This window comes from Chryseobacterium indologenes (assembly GCF_018362995.1).
GTDB classification, from domain to species: domain Bacteria; phylum Bacteroidota; class Bacteroidia; order Flavobacteriales; family Weeksellaceae; genus Chryseobacterium; species Chryseobacterium indologenes_G.
In genome coordinates, this window is the sequence record NZ_CP074372.1 from 2,615,322 (window position 1) to 2,633,715 (window position 18,394).

At 36.0% G+C, this 18,394-nt stretch carries 19 protein-coding genes; 9 read left to right on the plus strand and 10 right to left on the minus strand.

Going from position 1 to position 18,394, the window contains the following annotated elements; genetic code table 11:
• Positions 1–138 precede the first annotated feature (138 nt).
• Entirely contained in the window at positions 139–1,194 is a 1,056-nt protein-coding gene (locus DYR29_RS11805) for a Gfo/Idh/MocA family oxidoreductase (RefSeq protein WP_213277027.1), read from the minus strand.
• A 182-nt stretch (positions 1,195–1,376) separates the two neighbouring features.
• Between DYR29_RS11805 and DYR29_RS11810 the strand changes: the two genes are divergently transcribed.
• From DYR29_RS11810 to DYR29_RS11820, 3 genes are all read left to right on the plus strand, one after another.
• Positions 1,377–3,662, plus strand: a complete 2,286-nt coding sequence (locus tag DYR29_RS11810; protein ID WP_213277028.1) for a TonB-dependent siderophore receptor — start codon at positions 1,377–1,379, stop codon at positions 3,660–3,662.
• A 95-nt stretch (positions 3,663–3,757) separates the two neighbouring features.
• Positions 3,758–4,273 (plus strand): hypothetical protein, encoded by a 516-nt coding sequence (locus tag DYR29_RS11815; protein WP_213277029.1) that lies wholly within the window; start codon positions 3,758–3,760, stop codon positions 4,271–4,273.
• Positions 4,274–4,528: 255 nt separating this feature from the next.
• Positions 4,529–5,119, plus strand: a complete 591-nt coding sequence (locus tag DYR29_RS11820) for a hypothetical protein (RefSeq protein ID WP_213277030.1) — start codon at positions 4,529–4,531, stop codon at positions 5,117–5,119.
• 97 nt (positions 5,120–5,216) lie between these two features.
• Here DYR29_RS11820 and DYR29_RS11825 read toward each other — a convergent pair whose 3' ends face one another.
• The gene (locus DYR29_RS11825) at positions 5,217–5,852 is read right to left on the minus strand and encodes a peroxiredoxin (RefSeq protein ID WP_213277031.1); all 636 of its coding nucleotides are present in this window, start codon (positions 5,850–5,852) and stop codon (positions 5,217–5,219) included.
• A gap of 93 nt (positions 5,853–5,945) precedes the next feature.
• On the opposite strand from DYR29_RS11825, the gene DYR29_RS11830 reads away from it, so the two are divergent.
• Positions 5,946–6,833: a mechanosensitive ion channel family protein gene (locus DYR29_RS11830; protein ID WP_213277032.1), complete on the plus strand. Its 888-nt coding sequence runs from the start codon at positions 5,946–5,948 to the stop codon at positions 6,831–6,833.
• A 72-nt stretch (positions 6,834–6,905) separates the two neighbouring features.
• Here the strand turns inward: DYR29_RS11830 and DYR29_RS11835 are convergent, their stop codons facing one another.
• From DYR29_RS11835 to DYR29_RS11860, 6 genes are all read right to left on the minus strand, one after another.
• Complete coding sequence (locus DYR29_RS11835; RefSeq protein ID WP_213277033.1) at positions 6,906–7,403, minus strand: hypothetical protein; 498 nt, start codon at positions 7,401–7,403, stop codon at positions 6,906–6,908.
• 79 nt (positions 7,404–7,482) lie between these two features.
• Positions 7,483–8,673 carry an ADP-forming succinate--CoA ligase subunit beta gene (sucC, locus tag DYR29_RS11840; protein WP_045500844.1) on the minus strand — a complete coding sequence of 397 codons (1,191 nt, stop codon included), beginning with the start codon at positions 8,671–8,673 and terminating at the stop codon, positions 7,483–7,485.
• 207 nt (positions 8,674–8,880) lie between these two features.
• A complete protein-coding gene (locus tag DYR29_RS11845; RefSeq protein WP_047419964.1) occupies positions 8,881–9,267 on the minus strand; it encodes a DUF423 domain-containing protein in 387 nt (128 codons plus the stop codon).
• Position 9,268: 1 nt separating this feature from the next.
• Complete coding sequence (locus tag DYR29_RS11850) at positions 9,269–10,339, minus strand: hypothetical protein (RefSeq protein ID WP_213277035.1); 1,071 nt, start codon at positions 10,337–10,339, stop codon at positions 9,269–9,271.
• On the minus strand, positions 10,339–10,506 hold the full coding sequence (locus tag DYR29_RS11855; protein ID WP_165828264.1) for a hypothetical protein: 168 nt from the start codon (positions 10,504–10,506) through the stop codon (positions 10,339–10,341). The genes DYR29_RS11850 and DYR29_RS11855 overlap by 1 nt, the downstream gene beginning before the upstream one ends.
• Positions 10,506–11,834, minus strand: a complete 1,329-nt coding sequence (locus DYR29_RS11860; protein WP_142717845.1) for a hydroxymethylglutaryl-CoA reductase, degradative — start codon at positions 11,832–11,834, stop codon at positions 10,506–10,508. Before DYR29_RS11860 ends, DYR29_RS11855 begins: the two co-directional genes overlap by 1 nt.
• Positions 11,835–11,989: 155 nt before the next feature.
• On the opposite strand from DYR29_RS11860, the gene DYR29_RS11865 reads away from it, so the two are divergent.
• Both DYR29_RS11865 and DYR29_RS11870 read left to right on the plus strand, forming a co-directional pair.
• Positions 11,990–13,249, plus strand: a complete 1,260-nt coding sequence (locus DYR29_RS11865) for a putative DNA modification/repair radical SAM protein (RefSeq protein ID WP_213277036.1) — start codon at positions 11,990–11,992, stop codon at positions 13,247–13,249.
• 126 nt (positions 13,250–13,375) lie between these two features.
• Entirely contained in the window at positions 13,376–14,137 is a 762-nt protein-coding gene (locus DYR29_RS11870) for a TIGR03915 family putative DNA repair protein (protein ID WP_342213389.1), read from the plus strand.
• A gap of 325 nt (positions 14,138–14,462) precedes the next feature.
• On the opposite strand, the gene DYR29_RS11875 is transcribed toward DYR29_RS11870, so the two are convergent.
• Both DYR29_RS11875 and DYR29_RS11880 read right to left on the minus strand, forming a co-directional pair.
• A complete protein-coding gene (locus tag DYR29_RS11875) occupies positions 14,463–15,263 on the minus strand; it encodes a DNA alkylation repair protein (protein WP_213277037.1) in 801 nt (266 codons plus the stop codon).
• On the minus strand, positions 15,260–15,898 hold the full coding sequence (locus DYR29_RS11880) for a peroxiredoxin-like family protein (RefSeq protein WP_213277038.1): 639 nt from the start codon (positions 15,896–15,898) through the stop codon (positions 15,260–15,262). The genes DYR29_RS11875 and DYR29_RS11880 overlap by 4 nt, the downstream gene beginning before the upstream one ends.
• A 91-nt stretch (positions 15,899–15,989) precedes the next feature.
• On the opposite strand from DYR29_RS11880, the gene DYR29_RS11885 reads away from it, so the two are divergent.
• The 3 genes from DYR29_RS11885 (at position 15,990) to pfkA (ending at position 18,364) form a co-directional block, all read left to right on the plus strand.
• Entirely contained in the window at positions 15,990–16,331 is a 342-nt protein-coding gene (locus DYR29_RS11885; protein ID WP_213277039.1) for a winged helix-turn-helix transcriptional regulator, read from the plus strand.
• Between the two features lie 84 nt (positions 16,332–16,415).
• Positions 16,416–17,294, plus strand: a complete 879-nt coding sequence (locus DYR29_RS11890) for a DUF4846 domain-containing protein (RefSeq protein ID WP_213277040.1) — start codon at positions 16,416–16,418, stop codon at positions 17,292–17,294.
• 83 nt (positions 17,295–17,377) lie between these two features.
• Positions 17,378–18,364, plus strand: a complete 987-nt coding sequence (pfkA, locus tag DYR29_RS11895) for a 6-phosphofructokinase (protein ID WP_047419982.1) — start codon at positions 17,378–17,380, stop codon at positions 18,362–18,364.
• Positions 18,365–18,394 lie beyond the last annotated feature (30 nt).

Consider the following 18,394-nt stretch of genomic DNA (forward strand, 5'->3'; position numbering starts at 1 on the left):
GGTTCAAAGTTTAAAGTTCAAGGTTGATAGCAGTCGTGATTAGAAGTTTCAAACTCATTTACACTCAAACCCTAAAACTCTCAAACACTCTGACTCATTCATAATTCATAACTCATCATTTATAACTAAATACCCCTTTTATAATTTAATTACTCTTTCTTCTTTTGCACTTTCCAGAGAAGCATCAATAATTTTCATATTCTGAATAACTTCTCTTCCCGGAGATGGTAAAGCATATCCAAACACAATGTGCTCGTAGATCTGCTGGTAATAATCCATATAATTTCCAGCTTCACTGGACGTCAGAATTCTTTCAGTCTCAGAATCATCATTCAGGAAGTTTAAAATTCCATCAGCCTCTTTCAATGGCTGGGTCCATTCTTTACCATATTCAGGAATGGCACCTGCTACCAATTCATTTTCCTGATTATCTGTTCTTTCCTGTAAGAAAGTTCCTCTGTCGCCGTGAATAGTATAGGCGTAGTGTCCTTCTTTACTGAAAACAGACGATTTCAGCCTTACTCTCAGGTTATCTTTATAGAATAAGAGGATTTCAAAGTAATCGTTAGCAAACTCACTTCCTTTCATAGAAAATACATCTGCAAAAAGTTTTTCAGGATATCCAAAATACTGTACAGCCTGGTCTACAAGATGTGCTCCCAGATCATGAAGTGTTCCTGCACCTACCTGATCCGGACTTTCTTTATGCTGTTTTCCGCTGGGTGTTGTACGGAATCTGTCAAAGCGGATTTCAGCCTCTTTAATATTCCCTATTTTTTTATCATTTAAAATCTTCTGAACCTGTAAGAAATCACGGTCGAATCTTCTGTTTTGATATACACTTAGGAACAGTCCTTTTTCTTCTGCCAATTGTACCAGCTCTTCTGCTTCAGCAACATTGACTGTAAAAGGTTTTTCTACAATAATATTTTTTCCTGCTTCCAATGCTTTTTTTGCATACTCATAATGGGTCTGAACCGGAGTATTGATGATGACCAATTCTACATCTGCCTGCTGAAGCATTTCTTCCACAGAACGGTAAATGGTTGCTTCGGGGTACTTCTCCTTCGATTCTTCCTTACTTCTTTCCACTACGGCAGATATAAAAAATCCCGGATGTTCCTTTAAAAAAGGAGCATGGAACACTTTTCCGCTCATTCCAAAGGCACAAAGCCCTGCTTTTACCAATTGCATATTATAATTTTTAACAAATATATTCATAAAAAACGCTCTATTCCTCAATCTAAAGGAGGTATAGAAATAATCCATCTCACTAACGCTGAAAAATATGATTTAAATCATAAAATTATTTTTATCTATTCTAAACAAATACTTACATTTGCGCCTTATTTAAAACTGTTCTACATAAAAATAAAATGAAAAGACAATTACTTTCTTTAGGTCTTCTATTTATTGCTGTTTCAGCAAGTTCACAGCTGAAAAACGTTGAAGCAGACACCATCAGAACTCAGACCATTGAGGATATCAATCTTCATAAAACAGGAAATCCAAACCAGGCAAGACCATTATCGACAAAATCAAATCTGACGGTAATGGAAAATCCACAGCCTATTGCTATTGTTACTCATGAAATCATTGAGCAGCAGCAGGCAAAACAGCTTAGTGATGTTCTTCAAAATGTAAATGGATTGTATATCACTTCATCCAGAGGAAATTCTCAGGACAGCTTTGGTGGACGTGGTTTCATTTTAGGAAATGATAACATCTTTAAGAATGGTTCAAGAATAAACAGTGGTGTTTTCCCTGAAGTAAGTGGTCTGGAAAGAGTAGAAGTTTTAAAGGGAGCGAATGCTATGCTTTTTGGTAATACAGCAGCTGGTGGTGTTATCAATATGATTACCAAAAAACCAAAATTTAATTTTGGGGGAAGCGTAGGATTAAACGGGGGAAGCTGGAATTCTTATAAACCAACAGTTGATATTTATGGACCTTTATCAAAAAATGTTGCATTCAGAATAAATGGTGCCTACGAGCATGCTGAAAGTTTCAGAGATGTTGTAGAATCAGAGAAATACTATTTCAATCCTTCATTCTTATTTAATTTAAGCGATAAATCTCAATTAATTGTTGAGGCAGATTATCTTAAAAATAATTTCACCCCGGATTTCGGAATTGGATCTATTACTGAAAAAGATCAAAGCTACAGATTAAATGATGCTGTTTCCAGAAACACATTCTTCGGAACTGACTGGCAATATCAAAATGTACAGCAAGCTTCTACGAACGTAACTTTTAATCATCAATTTAACGAAAGATGGTCTTTGAACGCTACGGCTTCTTATCAAAACTATACTAAAGATTATTTTTCTTCTGAAAGAGTACAATGGATATATGACACCAAAGATGCCACTGTAGATCCTAACAGATTATCATGGAAAAGACCTTTTGGCAGAACTTACAACGAACAAAATTATACTTCTGCACAAGTAAACATCAATGGTGAATTCAATACAGGAAAAATCAACCATAAAGTTTTAATTGGTGCTGATGCCGATTACAGCCAGGCAGATGCGTATGCTTATACTGTTACGGCTCCAAGAAATCTTCTGTATTTAGATGATCCATCAACGTGGGGAAGTATTGATATGCCGAATTCTACTCTTAGTACAAGAAACAGAATCAATACAAGAAGAATCGGGATCTATGCACAGGATTTTATCAGCATAACAAAACAACTAAAAGTAATTGCAGGGTTAAGATGGTCTTACATAGAAAATATGCCTACGCTGACCACTCGTTTTACATTAAATGACAAAATTGAAGTAGCCAATTCTTCAACATCTGACAATGCATTCTCTCCAAAAGTAGGTTTGGTGTATGCGCCAAATGAAAACCTTTCGGTGTTCGCAACGTATACGAATTCTTTTGCAGCAAATGCGGGGTATACTTCAGATCAATTTGGAACAGTAAATACCAATCAATCTGCTTCAGATGTTCAAGCTCAGTTAAACACTTTATCAAAACAAAGCATAAAGCCATCAACTGTTGATCAATATGAAATTGGTATTAAAAAGAATTTCTGGAACAATGCTTTAGCAGTTAACTTAACAGCTTACCAGATCATGTACAATAATTACTATCAAACGTATTGGTTTGCTTCTGCTCCGAACGGAGTACCGGTAAATTCCACAGATACCAATCTTAAAGAATTTGCAGGAAATATGAGAAGCCGTGGTGTGGAACTGGACATTACAGGAAATCCAACAGAAAACTTATCTATAATCGGAGGTTTTTCTTATAACAATTCCGTTTACACGGACACTCCTGAAAAAGGATATGTTGAAAACCAAAGATTGGTAAGGACTCCTGCTACAACAGCAAATGCTTCTGTTTTCTATAAATTTACAAACTATGTAAAAGGATTAAAAATTGGAGCTGGAGTTTATTACATCGGAGACAGAATCGCCGGATGGAATGATTCAAAATCTACAAACACAAGCAGAAATAATGTGAGCAGAATGTTTGATCTGAAAGACTACACAACCGTTTCTGTATCTGTAGGCTACGAATGGAATAAATTTTCTATCCAGGGGAAAGTGGGGAACCTGTTTGATGTCGTAAACTACAATGTTCATGAAAATTATTCAGTGAATCCTATCACACCTAGAAACTACTATTTCACACTAACATACAGACTCTAGAATTCTTTTTATAATAATTCTTTCATTAAAAGTGGAGATTGCATTTTTGCAGTTTCCACTTTTGAAATTTTAAAACAAAAACAAAACAATAAGATATGGATAAGATTAAAGACACAAGAACTTTCATGAGAATTACCCACCGTTATCTGGGGTATTTCCTTGCCGGGATTATGGCTGTATATTCGTTAAGTGGAATTCTTCTGGTGTACAGAGATACTGATTTTCTGAAGAACGAAAAAAAATATGAAAAAAATATCGCAGCCAATCTTTCAGAGAAAGAACTGAAAAAAGAGCTGAAGATGAAAGGTCTTGAAGTGGAAAAAACAGAAGGAAGCGTTCTTTATTTTAAACAGGGAACTTATGACAGCGCAACCGGAAAAGCCAAATACACTAAGAAAGAATTACCTTTCGTATTAGACAAAATGGTTTCTCTTCACAAATCACAGTCTAAAGATGCGATATCGCCTTTAAGTGTATTTTTTGGAGTTTCTCTTTTCTTTTTTGTGATTTCAAGCTTCTGGATGTTTAATCCTAAAACAAAGGCTTTCAAACGCGGAATCAAGTTTACGATTGCAGGGCTGATCATCTCTATCATTCTTTTATTTATTTAATACTCAGCAAACTGAACAAAGGAGAAAAACCACTTGGGATTATCACCCATATTTATCATTTCCTTTTTAAAACCCGCTTTTTATTTTCTTTATCATTATGAAATTCTCAGTTAATATGTTAAAAAAATGAATTATATCTCCCTGAGAATGTTAACGTTTATTTAGAAAAATTACCTAAAATTAAGAGTATGGCACATTTATTGTTTTTTCTATAACTCGTGAATAATAAACATTTAATTATTAAAATAATAAATTATGAAAAAACTTATTTTAACAGGGATATTAGCCGTAGCAGGTTTAACAGCAACCGCAAACGCTCAGATTCAAAAAGGTAATTGGATGGTAGGGGGTAACCTTGTAGGGGCAAATTTTGGTTTAAATGAAGGAGCAGGATATGACTTTGCAATTCAGCCAAAAGGAGCATATTTCATCGAAGATAATATTGCAGTTGGGGGATATGTGGATTTAGGATTCAAAGGAGCTAAAGATGCACCTACTACTTTTACATATAATGTTGGAGCATTAGGACGTTATTATCTTAACCCGGGAGAGCAGGGAGTAAACAACTTGCTTCACCACGGAAGATGGTTCTTCGAAGGTAACGTAGGTGTTGGAGGTATGTCAATCTCTAAAGGAGGTTCTTCTTCTAACGGTCTTAACTTCGGATTTGGACCTGGTTATTCTTACTTCATCACTCCAAACATCGGATTGGAAGGTTTAGTGAAATATGATGCAAATGCAGGATTCGGAAGTGGTGGATATACTAACAAAATTACTTTTGGTTTAGGATTCCAGATTTATCTTCCAACGTCTAAAGCAAAACAAATCATCAACGACGTTAAGTAATCACTGAAATACTTATAAAAAAATGAAAGCGCCCCGAAAATTTATTTCGGGGCGCTTTTCGTACAAATTAAAACTAAACTATAAAAAATCAAATAAATCATGTATTGGGTTGTGGCGTGTATCGTAAATAAGGTTTTATTTCCGTCACCCCTTTTGGGAATATCTTCCTTGCTTCTTCTGTAGAAATCGTTGGCAGAACAATTACATCTTCTCCATTTTCCCAATTAACAGGAGTAGCCACACGATAGTTATCCACAAGCTGCAAAGAATCCAGCACTCTAAGGATTTCGTCAAAATTTCTTCCTGTAGAGGCCGGATAGGTAATAATCAGTCTTACTTTTTTGGAAGGGTCAATAATCAAAAGAGAACGTACAGTCGCAGTAGCAGAAGCATTGGGATGAATAAAATCATACAGCTCCGAAACTTTTCTGTCTTTATCAGCAATAATAGGAAACTGCACATTGGTATTCTGAGTTTGATTAATATCTTTTACCCAGTTTTGATGATCTTCTACTCCATCTACACTTAAAGCAATCACTTTTGTTCCTCTGGCATCAAATTCAGACTGCAATTTTGCGGTGTATCCCAACTCTGTAGTGCATACCGGGGTATAATCTGCAGGATGCGAAAACAGAATCCCCCAAGAATCTCCCAGATAATTATAGAAATTGATATCTCCTACTGATGACTCTGCCTGAAAGTTGGGTGCTGTATCTCCTAGTTTGATTGACATAATGTTTTCTCTTTATAGTCTACAAATTTAGTAGACTTTTTGGAACTGGCAAATTTTTTGATGAAAATTTATATCTTTATTAAAATTTTATTCATGGAGAAGACCGGACTCAGGTATGTAGATCTTGTTTATAAGGTATTGGAAAACTGGTATGTGACCTTTGCAGAGCTTACCCCAAAACTCATTGTCGGAATTTTAGTATTTACATTTTTCCTGATTACCAGTAAATATTTAAGCCAGGCAGCCGTAAAAATCTTCCATAAATTCTTCCCGAAGAGCAAAAAAGAAAGCTCATTAGTAACTTTAATCAGTGTATTCAGATTTCTGATCATGCTGATGGGAACCTTTATTGCGTTGGAAATAATGGGTTTCAGCGGTTTTCTTTGGAAATTTATCGGAAGCTTGGGAGTTGCCGGGGTTATTGCCGGGGTTGCGCTGAAAGATTTGGTTTCAAGTATTTTTTCAGGAATGCTGATCGGAATTGATAAAGCATACAAAGTAGGAGATTATATTACGATTGGAGCTCATTCAGGAACAGTACAGGAAATAGGATTTTTAACTACGAAACTTCTTACCGACGATGGAAAAAAGGCTTATATTCCTAATCAGGTAGTCTTCAATGCACCGTTTTATAATATTACGGCTTCACCACAGCGCAGGATTATTTTAAATTTTGAAATTCCTGCTGATGAAGATATCAGTAAAGCACAGAAAGGAATTCTGGATGTGATTAAAAACCTTGACAATGTGGATAAGCTAGACACCATAGAGGTGATCTTTACCGATCTGAAACAAGGCGCATTTAACCTGCAGGTGAAGTTCTGGATAAAAGTAGGTGCTAACCTGGCTCAGGTAAGAAGTAAGGCTTATTTAGGTATTAAAGAACGTTTTGATGTGGATAAAGTGCAGTTGGTAACGCCTACAAGCATCAGTATTACGAGTGGAGAGAATATTTTACCTGAAAGCCATCAGGATAAGTAAGGAATTCAAATAAAAAATAGAGACCATTTCAACTTTTGAAGTGGTCTTTTTATATCTGTTCTAAAAAATAAACTACTTCTTACTCTCTTTTCTTTTCAATTTTATAGTATCATTTTTAGGCATTTTGGCAATACTGTCATTATCCATAATGCGTGCTTCTCCCATTGCATACTTATCATTAGCAGCGCAGGAATCCTCTTCTATCACATCAACAAAACCTGTTGTAGCATACGTTTCTACTTTTGGTTTTGAGCACCCTATTAAAAATAAAATCACAGAAAATAAGCTTAAAACAATGCTGTTATTGTGAAAAGAAGAAGGAATATATTTCAGAAAATTAACCTTAAACTTTTGTGATTGGTCAATATGATCGCCTAACTGATGATTGTAAAATCTTCCACAGATCCGGGTATTTTTATTTTCTTCTAAAATCTGTTCAACCTCCTGAGGATTCTTTTCTGTAAAATCAACAACACATTTATTACATAAATCGCAGAATCGTCCTTTGTCCTGTGGAGACATGAATTCCCAGTTTTCAGAGCATGGTTTTGGAATATATACGTTTTTCATGGATAATAAGTTTCTTCATATGCATTAAAAAACCGTTCCAAAAATGGAACGGTTTTCTATTTATTTGAAAATTTTAGAATTACGCTAAAACTTCTTTTACTTTGTTTGCAGCTTCTTCTAAAGTAATTGCAGAGTGTACCGGAAGACCAGACTCGTCAATTAATTTTTTAGCTTCTACAGCGTTAGTTCCCTGTAATCTTACGATCAATGGAACCGGAAGGCTACCCATAGCTTTGTAAGCATCTACAACCCCCTGAGCAACTCTGTCACATCTTACGATACCTCCGAAGATGTTGATCAAAATAGCTTTTACGTTTGGATCTCTTAAGATAATTCCGAAAGCAGTCTGTACTCTCTGAGCATCAGCAGTACCACCCACGTCAAGGAAGTTAGCAGGGTTACCACCTGATAATTTGATGATATCCATAGTTGCCATTGCAAGACCAGCTCCGTTTACCATACAAGCAACGTTACCATCCAGTTTTACGAAGTTAAGCCCCGCTTCACCAGCTTCTACATCCATTGGATCTTCTTCTCTTGTATCTCTAAGTTCAGCTAAGTCTTTGTGACGGAACAATGAGTTGTCATCTAAAGTTACTTTAGCATCTACAGCGATAATTTTGTTATCAGAAGTTTTTAATACCGGGTTGATTTCAAAAAGAGAAGCATCAATTCCTGTATACGCATTGTAAAGAGATGAAATAAATTTCACAAATTCTTTGAACGCATTTCCTTCAAGGCCTAGGTTGAAAGCAATTTTTCTAGCCTGGAACCCTTGAAGACCGATAGCTGGATCAATCAATTCGTTGTGGATCAAATGAGGAGTTACTTCAGCAACGTGCTCAATATCCATACCCCCTTCAGTAGAATATACGATTGTATTTTTTCCTTCAGCTCTATCTAAAAGAATAGAAACATAAAATTCTTTAGTTTCAGATTCTCCCGGATAATAAACATCTTCTGCAATCAAAACAGAGTGTACTTTTTTACCTTCAGCAGAAGTTTGAGGAGTTACCAACTGCATTCCGATGATATTCTGAGCGTTCTCTTTAAGTTTATCCATGTTTGGAGAAAACTTAACACCCCCACCTTTACCACGACCACCTGCGTGAATCTGCGCTTTTACAACCCAAGCCTGTGCTCCGGTTTCAGCAGTCAATTTTTCAGCAGCTGCTACAGCTTCATCTACGTTGTTTGCAACGAAACCACGTTGGATAGCTACTCCATACTTTGATAAAATCTCTTTTGATTGATACTCGTGAAGATTCATATTATTTTTATTATTTTATTTTAATATTTAAAGGTTGACAAATTTACTAAAAAGACATGGAAGTTCAAGTTTATTGACTCAAAAATTAAAGTCTGATTGACTTGATTTTTAACATATCACTCGATTTTCCCTTATTCCTCCGTTAATTTCTCAGATTGAAGAGATTGAATGTTCATATGAACTGCCTTCCTCTATTAATTTTCATTCTTAAATTCTATTTTTGGCAAAATAAAAGATAAGCATTCCCCAGCTTAAAATCATCATTAAACCTCCAAGCGGAGTGATAGGTCCTAAAAATTTAAGATTCATTCCCAAATAATCCTGCATACTCAGGAAATAGATACTCACTGAGAATAATAAGGTTCCTGCAATCATTAAAATGGAAGTCCATCTCTCAGCAGAAGTTTCAAATTTTAAGATATATCCGATGATCAGCAGGAAAAATGCCGCATACATCTGATACCTTACTCCTGTTTCAAAGCTTTCCAGCCTTTCCACAGCTAATATTTTCTTTAAAGCATGCGCTCCGAATGCACCCAGGATCACAGACACCATTCCGTAAACCGCTCCAAAAACTAAAGTAATTGTTTTCATTTTATAGCTCTTCTAATTCTAAGGTTAAATATTTTTTTGTTTTATAGTCCTGCCAGGTTCCAATGATTTTATTTCCTTTTAAGTCAGCTTCTATTAAGGCTTTTGGAACCCATTCTTTAAGTTCTTCGCTATGATAATCATCTTCGGTGATAGAAAAATGATCGTGAATAAATTCTCCTCTCCAGTTAATTGGTTTTTTATTCTTATCATACCAATAAGTGGCCGAAAAAGAATCGTCCTCATTAATTTCGTTAAACAAAACCGTAACAGGATATTTCCCGTCAATTTTTCCTTTGAACAGTTTATTCCCGGGCCCAGTCTGCCCTATCTTTTCCGAACCTGAAATCAGATTTTCACCATAAATACTCAGGTATTTTTCAAGTTCTTTATAGGTAAATTCAAGCTCATGGCTTCCCAGATCGTCCAATGCCCTCATCGCATGGTTAGAACATCTGCCTGCCACAAAAGTAATTTTATCCTTACCAAAAAAATACCGGATACCGTTCAAAGTATGTTCTATGAAACAATCTTCATACATTGCAATTTGATCCTGAACTTCCTCTGATGGATTTTTTTCAGATTTTAATTTCAAAAGAAAGTCATTCACCCTCTTTTTTACTCTACTTTGAATCAAACCATTGACTGCTTTCCTACTCTCTGCCCGAAATAAATTTTCAGCATTGATGAAATTCCCCGTCCTTAGATCAAAATTCTTCCAATCTTCAAATTCTTCCGGATAGGCTCCAGAAGCTTCACCATGAATACCCATTGTTAAGATATTTTTAGGCGTTTCCAGTTTCTCCCAATCATAGAAGTAAACATAATTGGAATAAGAATTGGTTGCGGTAGAGGCTAGTTTAAAAGGATTTCCGCCAGAATTCGGAATATATTCCAGTTCTTTCACCTGCAGAAATGTATTGATCTTATCGGCAACTGCTGGATTTCCTGCATAAGTAACCACAGGAAATACAAAGTTTTCAGATTTTGGCGGCAGGTTATTTATTTTCACTTCTTTCTGCTGCGAAAAACCTAAACCTGAAATCAATAAGAAAAATACAATACTCCTTTTCACTATTTTGATTTTAAGTACATTAAAATAAACTTAGCAACCAACGTAGAAATTCCCAGTATGATAAACATATTGGCAAATCTCTTAGAGCTTCTGAACCCTTCATTATTGGTTTTCTTTAAAAAGAATCCAAAAAGAAGAAATACGATGGGCAAAATGATCTGTAACATTAGTTTCCTCTCATTCTGTTAAATTCATTGATCACCTCGTGGTGGCTCACCGTCTTATCTTTGAAATACGTTACAAAGTGCTGCTTTTCTTCTTCGGTAGCTCCCAACTGATTCAGAATATTCAATAAGTGCATTTTCATATGCCCTTTCTGGATTCCTGTAGTTACCAGCGAACGCAATGCACCAAAGTTTTGTGCAAGACCAGAAACAGCAAGAATACTCATCAGCTCCTGTGCAGAAGGTTTTCCAAGTAGCGCTAACGAGAATTTTACCAAAGGGTGAAGATTGGTAAGTCCTCCTACAACTCCTACAGAAATAGGAAGATCAATCCAGAATCTGAATACTCCGTTATCTGTGGTACAATGCGTCAAAGATCTGTATTGCCCATCTCTTGCAGCATAAGCATGTGCACAGGCTTCTGTAGCTCTGAAATCATTTCCGGTTGCAATGACAACCGCATCTACGCCATTCATTACTCCTTTATTATGAGTGGTTGCACGGTAAGGTTCAATTTCAGCGATGGTAACTGCCTGTTTGAATTTCGAAGCAAATTCTTCAGGAGAAATTCCGCTGTCATCTTTTAAATCTTCCATTTTACAGGAAACCTCAGCTCTCACAATACAGTCAGGGGTAAAGTTGGAAAGGATATTCATCACGATCTGCAATGAATTCTTTTCTTCCTGAGTAAAATCTTCGCTTGTTGCTACTTCCTGTCTCAAAGTTTTTCCAAACTGCTCAAGACATGAGTTGATAAAGTTTGCTCCCATGGAATCTACCGTATCAAAGCTTGCTTTCAGCTGGTAATAATTCGGCATTTCTGCAGTTTTATCCACCAGATTGATATTTAAAATACCACCACCGCGTTTTCTCATGTTCGCAGTGATATCTTCTGTAGCTTCAAGTAACTTTTTCTTTAAACTGAAATTAAAGAAATGTAATAATTTATGAGGTTCAACATTAAAAATAAAATGGGTGTGCCCAAGTTTTTCAGTGTTGATAATCGTTGTTTTGAAACCTCCTTTATCGATCCAGAATTTCGCAGCTTTGGAAGCGGCGGCAACTACAGAACTTTCTTCAACGGCCATTGGAAGTGCCAACAGTTTTCCATCGATCAGAAAGTTCGGAGCAATTCCGTAAGGCATATAAAAATTGGAGATGGTATTTTCAGAAAACTCATCGTGAAGTTTCTGAAGATCTGCATCATCGTTCCAGTATTGTTTTAATATATTTTGATATTCCTGGTTTCCTTCAAGATATTCGTTTACGAGCCAGTCGATTTTCCCCTGCTTTGGAAGCTTGGAAAAACCTTCGATTGGTTTATGATTCATGATATAAACTTTATGAGCCGTAAATATAATGATTTTGAGACTCTTTTTTGTTGATAACTTCTATGAAAAAAGATTGACTTTTATCAATTTTGGAACTAAATTTGAACAAAATTAAAATACAGTTCAGATACAAAACATATCAAACATTTAAAAATATGGATTTTGACCGCCTTAAAGAAAAACTGGAAATCCTTGCCGATGCAGCGAAATATGATGTTTCGTGTTCGTCCAGCGGCGGCTCAAGAAAGAATAAAAAAGGAGCTTTAGGAGATAGTTCCGCAAGTGGCATCTGCCATACTTATACAGAAGATGGGCGATGTGTTTCTTTGCTTAAAATTCTATTGACCAATCATTGTATCTACGATTGTGCTTACTGTGTCTCAAGAAGTTCAAATGATATTAAAAGAGCTGCTTTTACGGTAGAAGAAGTCGTAGATCTTACCATTAATTTTTACAGAAGAAATTATATTGAAGGGTTATTTCTGAGTTCCGGAATTTTCAAAAATGCAGACACAACCATGGAACGTCTGGTGAGAGTGGCCAAAAAGCTGCGTCTGGAAGAAAATTTTAATGGGTATATCCATCTGAAATCTATTCCCGGGGCAAGTGATGATCTGATGCAGGAAGCTGCTTTGTATGCAGACCGTTTATCGGTAAACATTGAAATCCCTACAGAAAGCGGATTAAAATTATTGGCTCCTGAAAAGAACAGGCAGGATATGATCAGTCCTATGCGATATATTCAAAAAGGAATTATTCAGTATAAGGATGAAAAGAAAGTTTTAAAAAAAGTACCCAAGTTTGCTCCGGCAGGACAATCTACACAGATGATTGTAGGCGCAACCAATGAAAACGACTTACAGATCATTAAAGTGGCTGATCATTTTTACAAAAACTTCAATCTCAAAAGAGTCTATTATTCAGGATATGTTCCCGTTTTGGAAGATCAAAGATTACCTTCTTTAACAACCGAGGTTCCTATGCTTCGTGAAAACCGGTTGTATCAGTCGGATTGGCTGATGAGATTTTATGGTTTTAAAGCTGAAGAAATTTTAGATCCTAATGTTCCTTTTCTTGATCTTGAAATGGATCCGAAATTAAGCTGGGCATTACGAAATCTGGATCAGTTTCCGGTGAATCTTCAGACTGCAGAATATCGAACAATTTTAAGAATTCCGGGAATTGGGGTAAAAACGGCTCAAAAAATTATCAGTGCAAGACGTTTTCAGGTTTTAACGATGGAGCATTTAAAAAAATTAGGAGCAGCTGTCAACAGGGCAAAATATTTCATTGATTTCACTGCTGGGAATGCCTACCTGAAGTATTTAACTGATAAAAATTTCAGAAAGCTGTTGATAGGTGGAAGCTCTTCAAAGTTTCACAATCAGTTTTCCCAACAACTGACATTGTTTTAAACACAAACTACACGAATTTTCTCATAAATGATCACTAATTTATTACTTCGATAAAACAGCACATTTGTCATTCTGACGAAGGAAGAATATCAGAATGACAGGCAGCACAACTAAATTTTAAAATTAATGATGACAACCCTACTCTACGATGGAAGTTTTGATGGTCTTTTCACTGCGGTATTTGAAGTTTTTGAATACCGTTATAAAGATGTGGAAATTGCAAGCAGGGAAAGGTTTCATCAGGAAAATATTTTTGCTGAAATCCACGAAGTCATCACGCAAACAGAAAAGTCTGAGCGGGTTCTCAACAAATTGGAGCAAAATATTGGGAAAGCGGGTATTCATAAACTTTTAAAAGTTTTTTTATCAGAAGATCCGGATCTTGAGAACCTCATCCTGTCTGCCGTCAGACAATCCATCAGATATCCCGAAGAAAATATTCTTGAAAACTTTGCAGATAACAATATTCTACAAATTTCAAAAATCTGTAAATCGGTTGATAGGGAAAGGCACAGAATGACTGCTTTTGTCCGCTTTGAAAAAATGAAAGATGGTGTTTTCTTTTCCAAAATAGATCCCGACTTCAATGTTCTTCCGTTAATCCGAAAACATTTTAATGACCGGTATCAAGATCAGAAATGGATGATCTATGATCTGAGGAGAAATTACGGCATTTTTTACGATCTGGAAAACTGCGAATTCTTCTACCCTGATGAAAAGCCGGATTTCAATAAGTATCAGCAAAAATTTCATGATGAAGAGATGAATTATCAGGTGCTTTGGCAGCGATATTTTACTAAAACCAATATTGTAGAGCGAAAGAATATGAAACTCCATATTCAGCATGTTCCGAAAAGATACTGGAAGTATTTGACGGAAAAATGGTAAGACAAAATCTCATATTGTGGATAACTTTTTTTTCAGTGAAGAAAATACTGTATTTTGAAACCCCTTTTTTAAATTATCATTTAAACTATTAATTTAGTGACAGATAGAATCCACATTAACTGAAAACTCATATTGTGGATAACTTTTTCCCGTTAACATATAGTTAACATTGAAAATGTTTCATTGTAATTTTTCATGTAAAAACTAAGTAAATAAAGGCACTCCCGAAGAACAAACGGGATATAGGGGCACCCTATAAACCTATGAAAATCTGCGACCTATGTGATTAAAAATTAAATCAACATTTCGAGTTTGTGGATAACTTCTACTTTTTGATGGTCCGCAAGGCTTTCTTTACGATGTATTGGGTTTCTTTTGTCGGACTTTCCCGGAGCCATTCATCACAAACTTCTACCACAAATTCAGGTTGAGATTTGCTGGCATCATTCAGCCAATTGCCGACACTGTCCTGCACATATCGGGATGAATCGGATCGTAAAGGTTCTAAAATTTCAAGACCTAATCCAGGATTTTGTTTCAAAGCATCAATATGTTCACACCACACTCCTCTCGGCCGGGTAGATTCGCTGGCAAAACGTCTTACATTTTCATTGCTATGCTGCGTCCATTCTGATAAAACAGACAAGCTCTCGCCAAGATTTTCTGAAATATCCGGACGCACTGTCATCCAGCAGATTTCCCTCACTCCGAAATGAGAATCGGAAGCGAAAGACTGGATACTTTTTAATTTTTCTTTAAGTTTCAACTCATTATTCCTTCCAATGGTATATGCTGACCAGCAACGCACGAGATCTGCCGGATGCGTTGAGAGCCTGAACAGAAATTCTTCATCTTTATTTTTTCTTGCTAAATTTAAAAGTCCCACTCCAATAGCTTCGTTGAGAGTATTGACAGTTTGCTTTTTCAGCTGGTCTATATTTTCTAAGACAGGTTTTAAATAATCAATCCGGTTATTCTGCTGAAGTAAATGCTCCAACAATAACCTTTGATCTACTGCCAGCCATTCTGTAAGATTGGCGGTTTCAATTTCTCCGCGGTTCAGCTGTTCTAAAATATCCGGTGGAATATCTTTGATGGAACGGGCTCCTTTTCGTTTTTCTGTCATAATGCCTGTATTAATTCTTCTATATCTACTCTGCTCATGTAATTTACATCTAAAAATTTATATAGAATCTTACCATTTTCATCCACTACAAAAACAGCAGGAACCGGTAATGTATTTTCATTATTATTGTTGAAAAGAGAAAGATCAATTCCTAAATCCTGATAATAAGGCAATACGAAATCCTGCAGCTGAAATACAATACCCAGCTTTTTTGCAAAATCATTATTGTGATCAGTAAGTACTTCAAATTTAAGATTGTTTTTTTCTGCCATCGTCAGAGAATGATCCGGACTTTGAGGAGAAATGGCGACTAAAACAGCATTTTTTTCTTTTATTCTTGAAAGATTATCCTGCAAAAACTTCAATTCCAGATTACAGTAAGGACACCAGCTTCCTCTATAAAAAGCCAGAATTATTTTTCCATTTTTAAGGATTTCCTGTGAGTCTACCTTTTTGCCGACTGCATTGGGTATAGAAAACCCCGGTATTTTATCGCCGATCTGAATACTGTTCTGTCCTATATTTTTTGTTTTTAAATCTTCAATAGAATGTACGAATGCATCCAACATTTCTTTTGGAAGCTGTGACGAAAGTTCACAGTTCAATTGCTCAATCTCCATTGCCAGTGTATTCATTGTTTTTTATTATTTTTACAAAGATGTAAAAGCCTTTAATAATAGGCAATACCGCATATTTTTCACCCATAGGGATAAAAAAGTCAATTTTATGGAAACAAAGGAGAGAGCTGAAGAAAATAAAATTTGCCCGTTGGAAGTCGCAGTGAATACCATCAGTGGAAAATGGAAAATTCCTATCGTTTGGCAGATCAATGAAGGAAAAAAACGTCCGAGTGAATTCCTACGTGGTATCGCTAAAGTTGACCGGAGAGTTTTGAATCAACAATTGTCTGAAATGATAGATGACGGTATTTTAACGAAACAGTCATTTAATGAGCTTCCTCCAAGGGTTGAATATACATTGACACCACTGGGTGAACAACTGGTGAAGATTCTTTGGCAGCTGAATGATTGGGGTAAATTACTGATTCCTGAAAATGAAAAAGTGTAAAGAATAAGTTAAATATTACAGATTTTCAGAACTTTATTTGCTGGTACGTGGAAAAAAAAGATATTTGTGTTAACTAAAAAACGCATGAAAAAAATCATCACGGGAATCACAGCGCTTCTTATTCTTACCAACTGTACGAAAGAAAAATTATCAGACCGTTTACTGGCTGAACCGGATAAGAATGAGCACTTAATTGCAGAAAATGCTTTAAAAATCCATAAAGATAAAAATACCATCCGTGAAAGATTTTCTCCTCCTGAAGGCTATGAGTGGAGTGAAGAAAAATCTGGTTCTTTCGGATATTTTATTGAAAACTTTAAGCTGAAACCTTATGAAAGTCAGATTCTGAAATATGATGGTAATCCTATTTCTACCCAGCATCTTCATGAAGCTGTTTTTGACATTGATACAGGAACTAAAGACCTTCAGCAATGTGCTGATGCTGCCATCCGTATGAGAGCTGAGTATCTTTATAAAGTGAAAAAGTTTGACGAAATCAAATTTCATTTTACCAGCGGTGATCTTCTCAGCTGGAATGACTATAAAAACGGGACGAGAGCTTTTGTCAAAAGAAATTCGGTGAGCTTTAGAAAAACTGCTGCTTTTGATGATTCTTATCAGAGTTTCAGAAATTATCTGGATCTGATCTTTAATTATGCAGGAACGATTTCATTAAATAAAGAAACAAAACCTGTTGCAAAAAATTCTGATCTGAAAACCGGAGATATTCTGATTACACCGGGAAGTCCAGGACATATTGTTTTTATTTCTGGTGTCTGTAAGAATAAAGAAGGGAAAAGATTGTTTTTGTTGAGCGAAGGATTTACGCCTGCACAATCTATTCATTTACTCTCCAATCCTTTTGATCCTTATTTTACACCATGGTATGATCTAGATATCGATGCTAAGGAAACTAAAACTGCACGATATTTTTTTAAACCTACAAACTTCAGAAGCTTTTAATAATTTATATTCAAAACTATTGGAAAGTTACTACGATAATCTGAACTTGTTTTTGTAAATTTGTGTTCGAAATTTTTTTCTTGATGAAAGAGAGTGCTGTAAAAAAGATTGCAGTTCTTACTTCAGGAGGTGACTCTCCGGGTATGAATGCGGCGTTAAGAGCGGTAGTAAGAACCGCCAATTACTATAATATCGAATGCTACGGGGTGAGAGAAGGCTACAACGGTCTTATCAACAATGATTTCCTGAAAATGGGAGCCCGTTCCGTAAAAAATATAATCAACCAGGGTGGAACAATTCTAAAGTCTGCCAGATCTGCTGAATTCAGAACAAAAGAAGGCCGCCAGAAAGCTTATGACAATTGCGTAAAGCTTGGAATAGACGGATTGGTTTGTATTGGTGGAGACGGAACTTTCACCGGTGCAAAAATCTTTAATGAAGAATTCGGAATCAGAGTAATCGGTGTTCCTGGAACAATCGACAATGATATTTTCGGAACTGATAATACCATCGGATACGACACTGCTTTGAATACTGCAATGGATGCCATTGATAAAATCCGTGACACAGCAACTTCCCACAACAGAGTTTTCTTTGTAGAGGTAATGGGTCGTGATGCCGGTTTTATTGCATTAAACAGTGGATTGGCAACTGGAGCTTTGGATATTTTAATTCCTGAGAAAAAAGACAGTATTGATGAGCTTTTCACGAAATTCAGAGATGCTGAAAAAACCGGAAAGGCATCAAGCATTGTGGTGGTTGCAGAGGGTGAAAAACTTGCCAACGTATATGAACTTGCCGAAAAAACAAAGCAGACATTCCCTGATTATGACATTCGTGTAGCCATTTTGGGGCACATGCAGAGAGGAGGTTCTCCAAGCTGTGCAGACAGGGTTTTGGCAAGCAGACTAGGCTATGGCGCCGTAACAGGATTAATGGAAGGACAAACCAATGTAATGGCAGGAATGCGTTCTAACGATCTGACGTATACACCGATTGAAGAAGCCATTAAAAAACATAACGAAATCAATAAAGATCTTTTACTGATTTCAGAAATTTTAGCAATCTAATTATTTTTATAATCTAATAAAAACAAACTA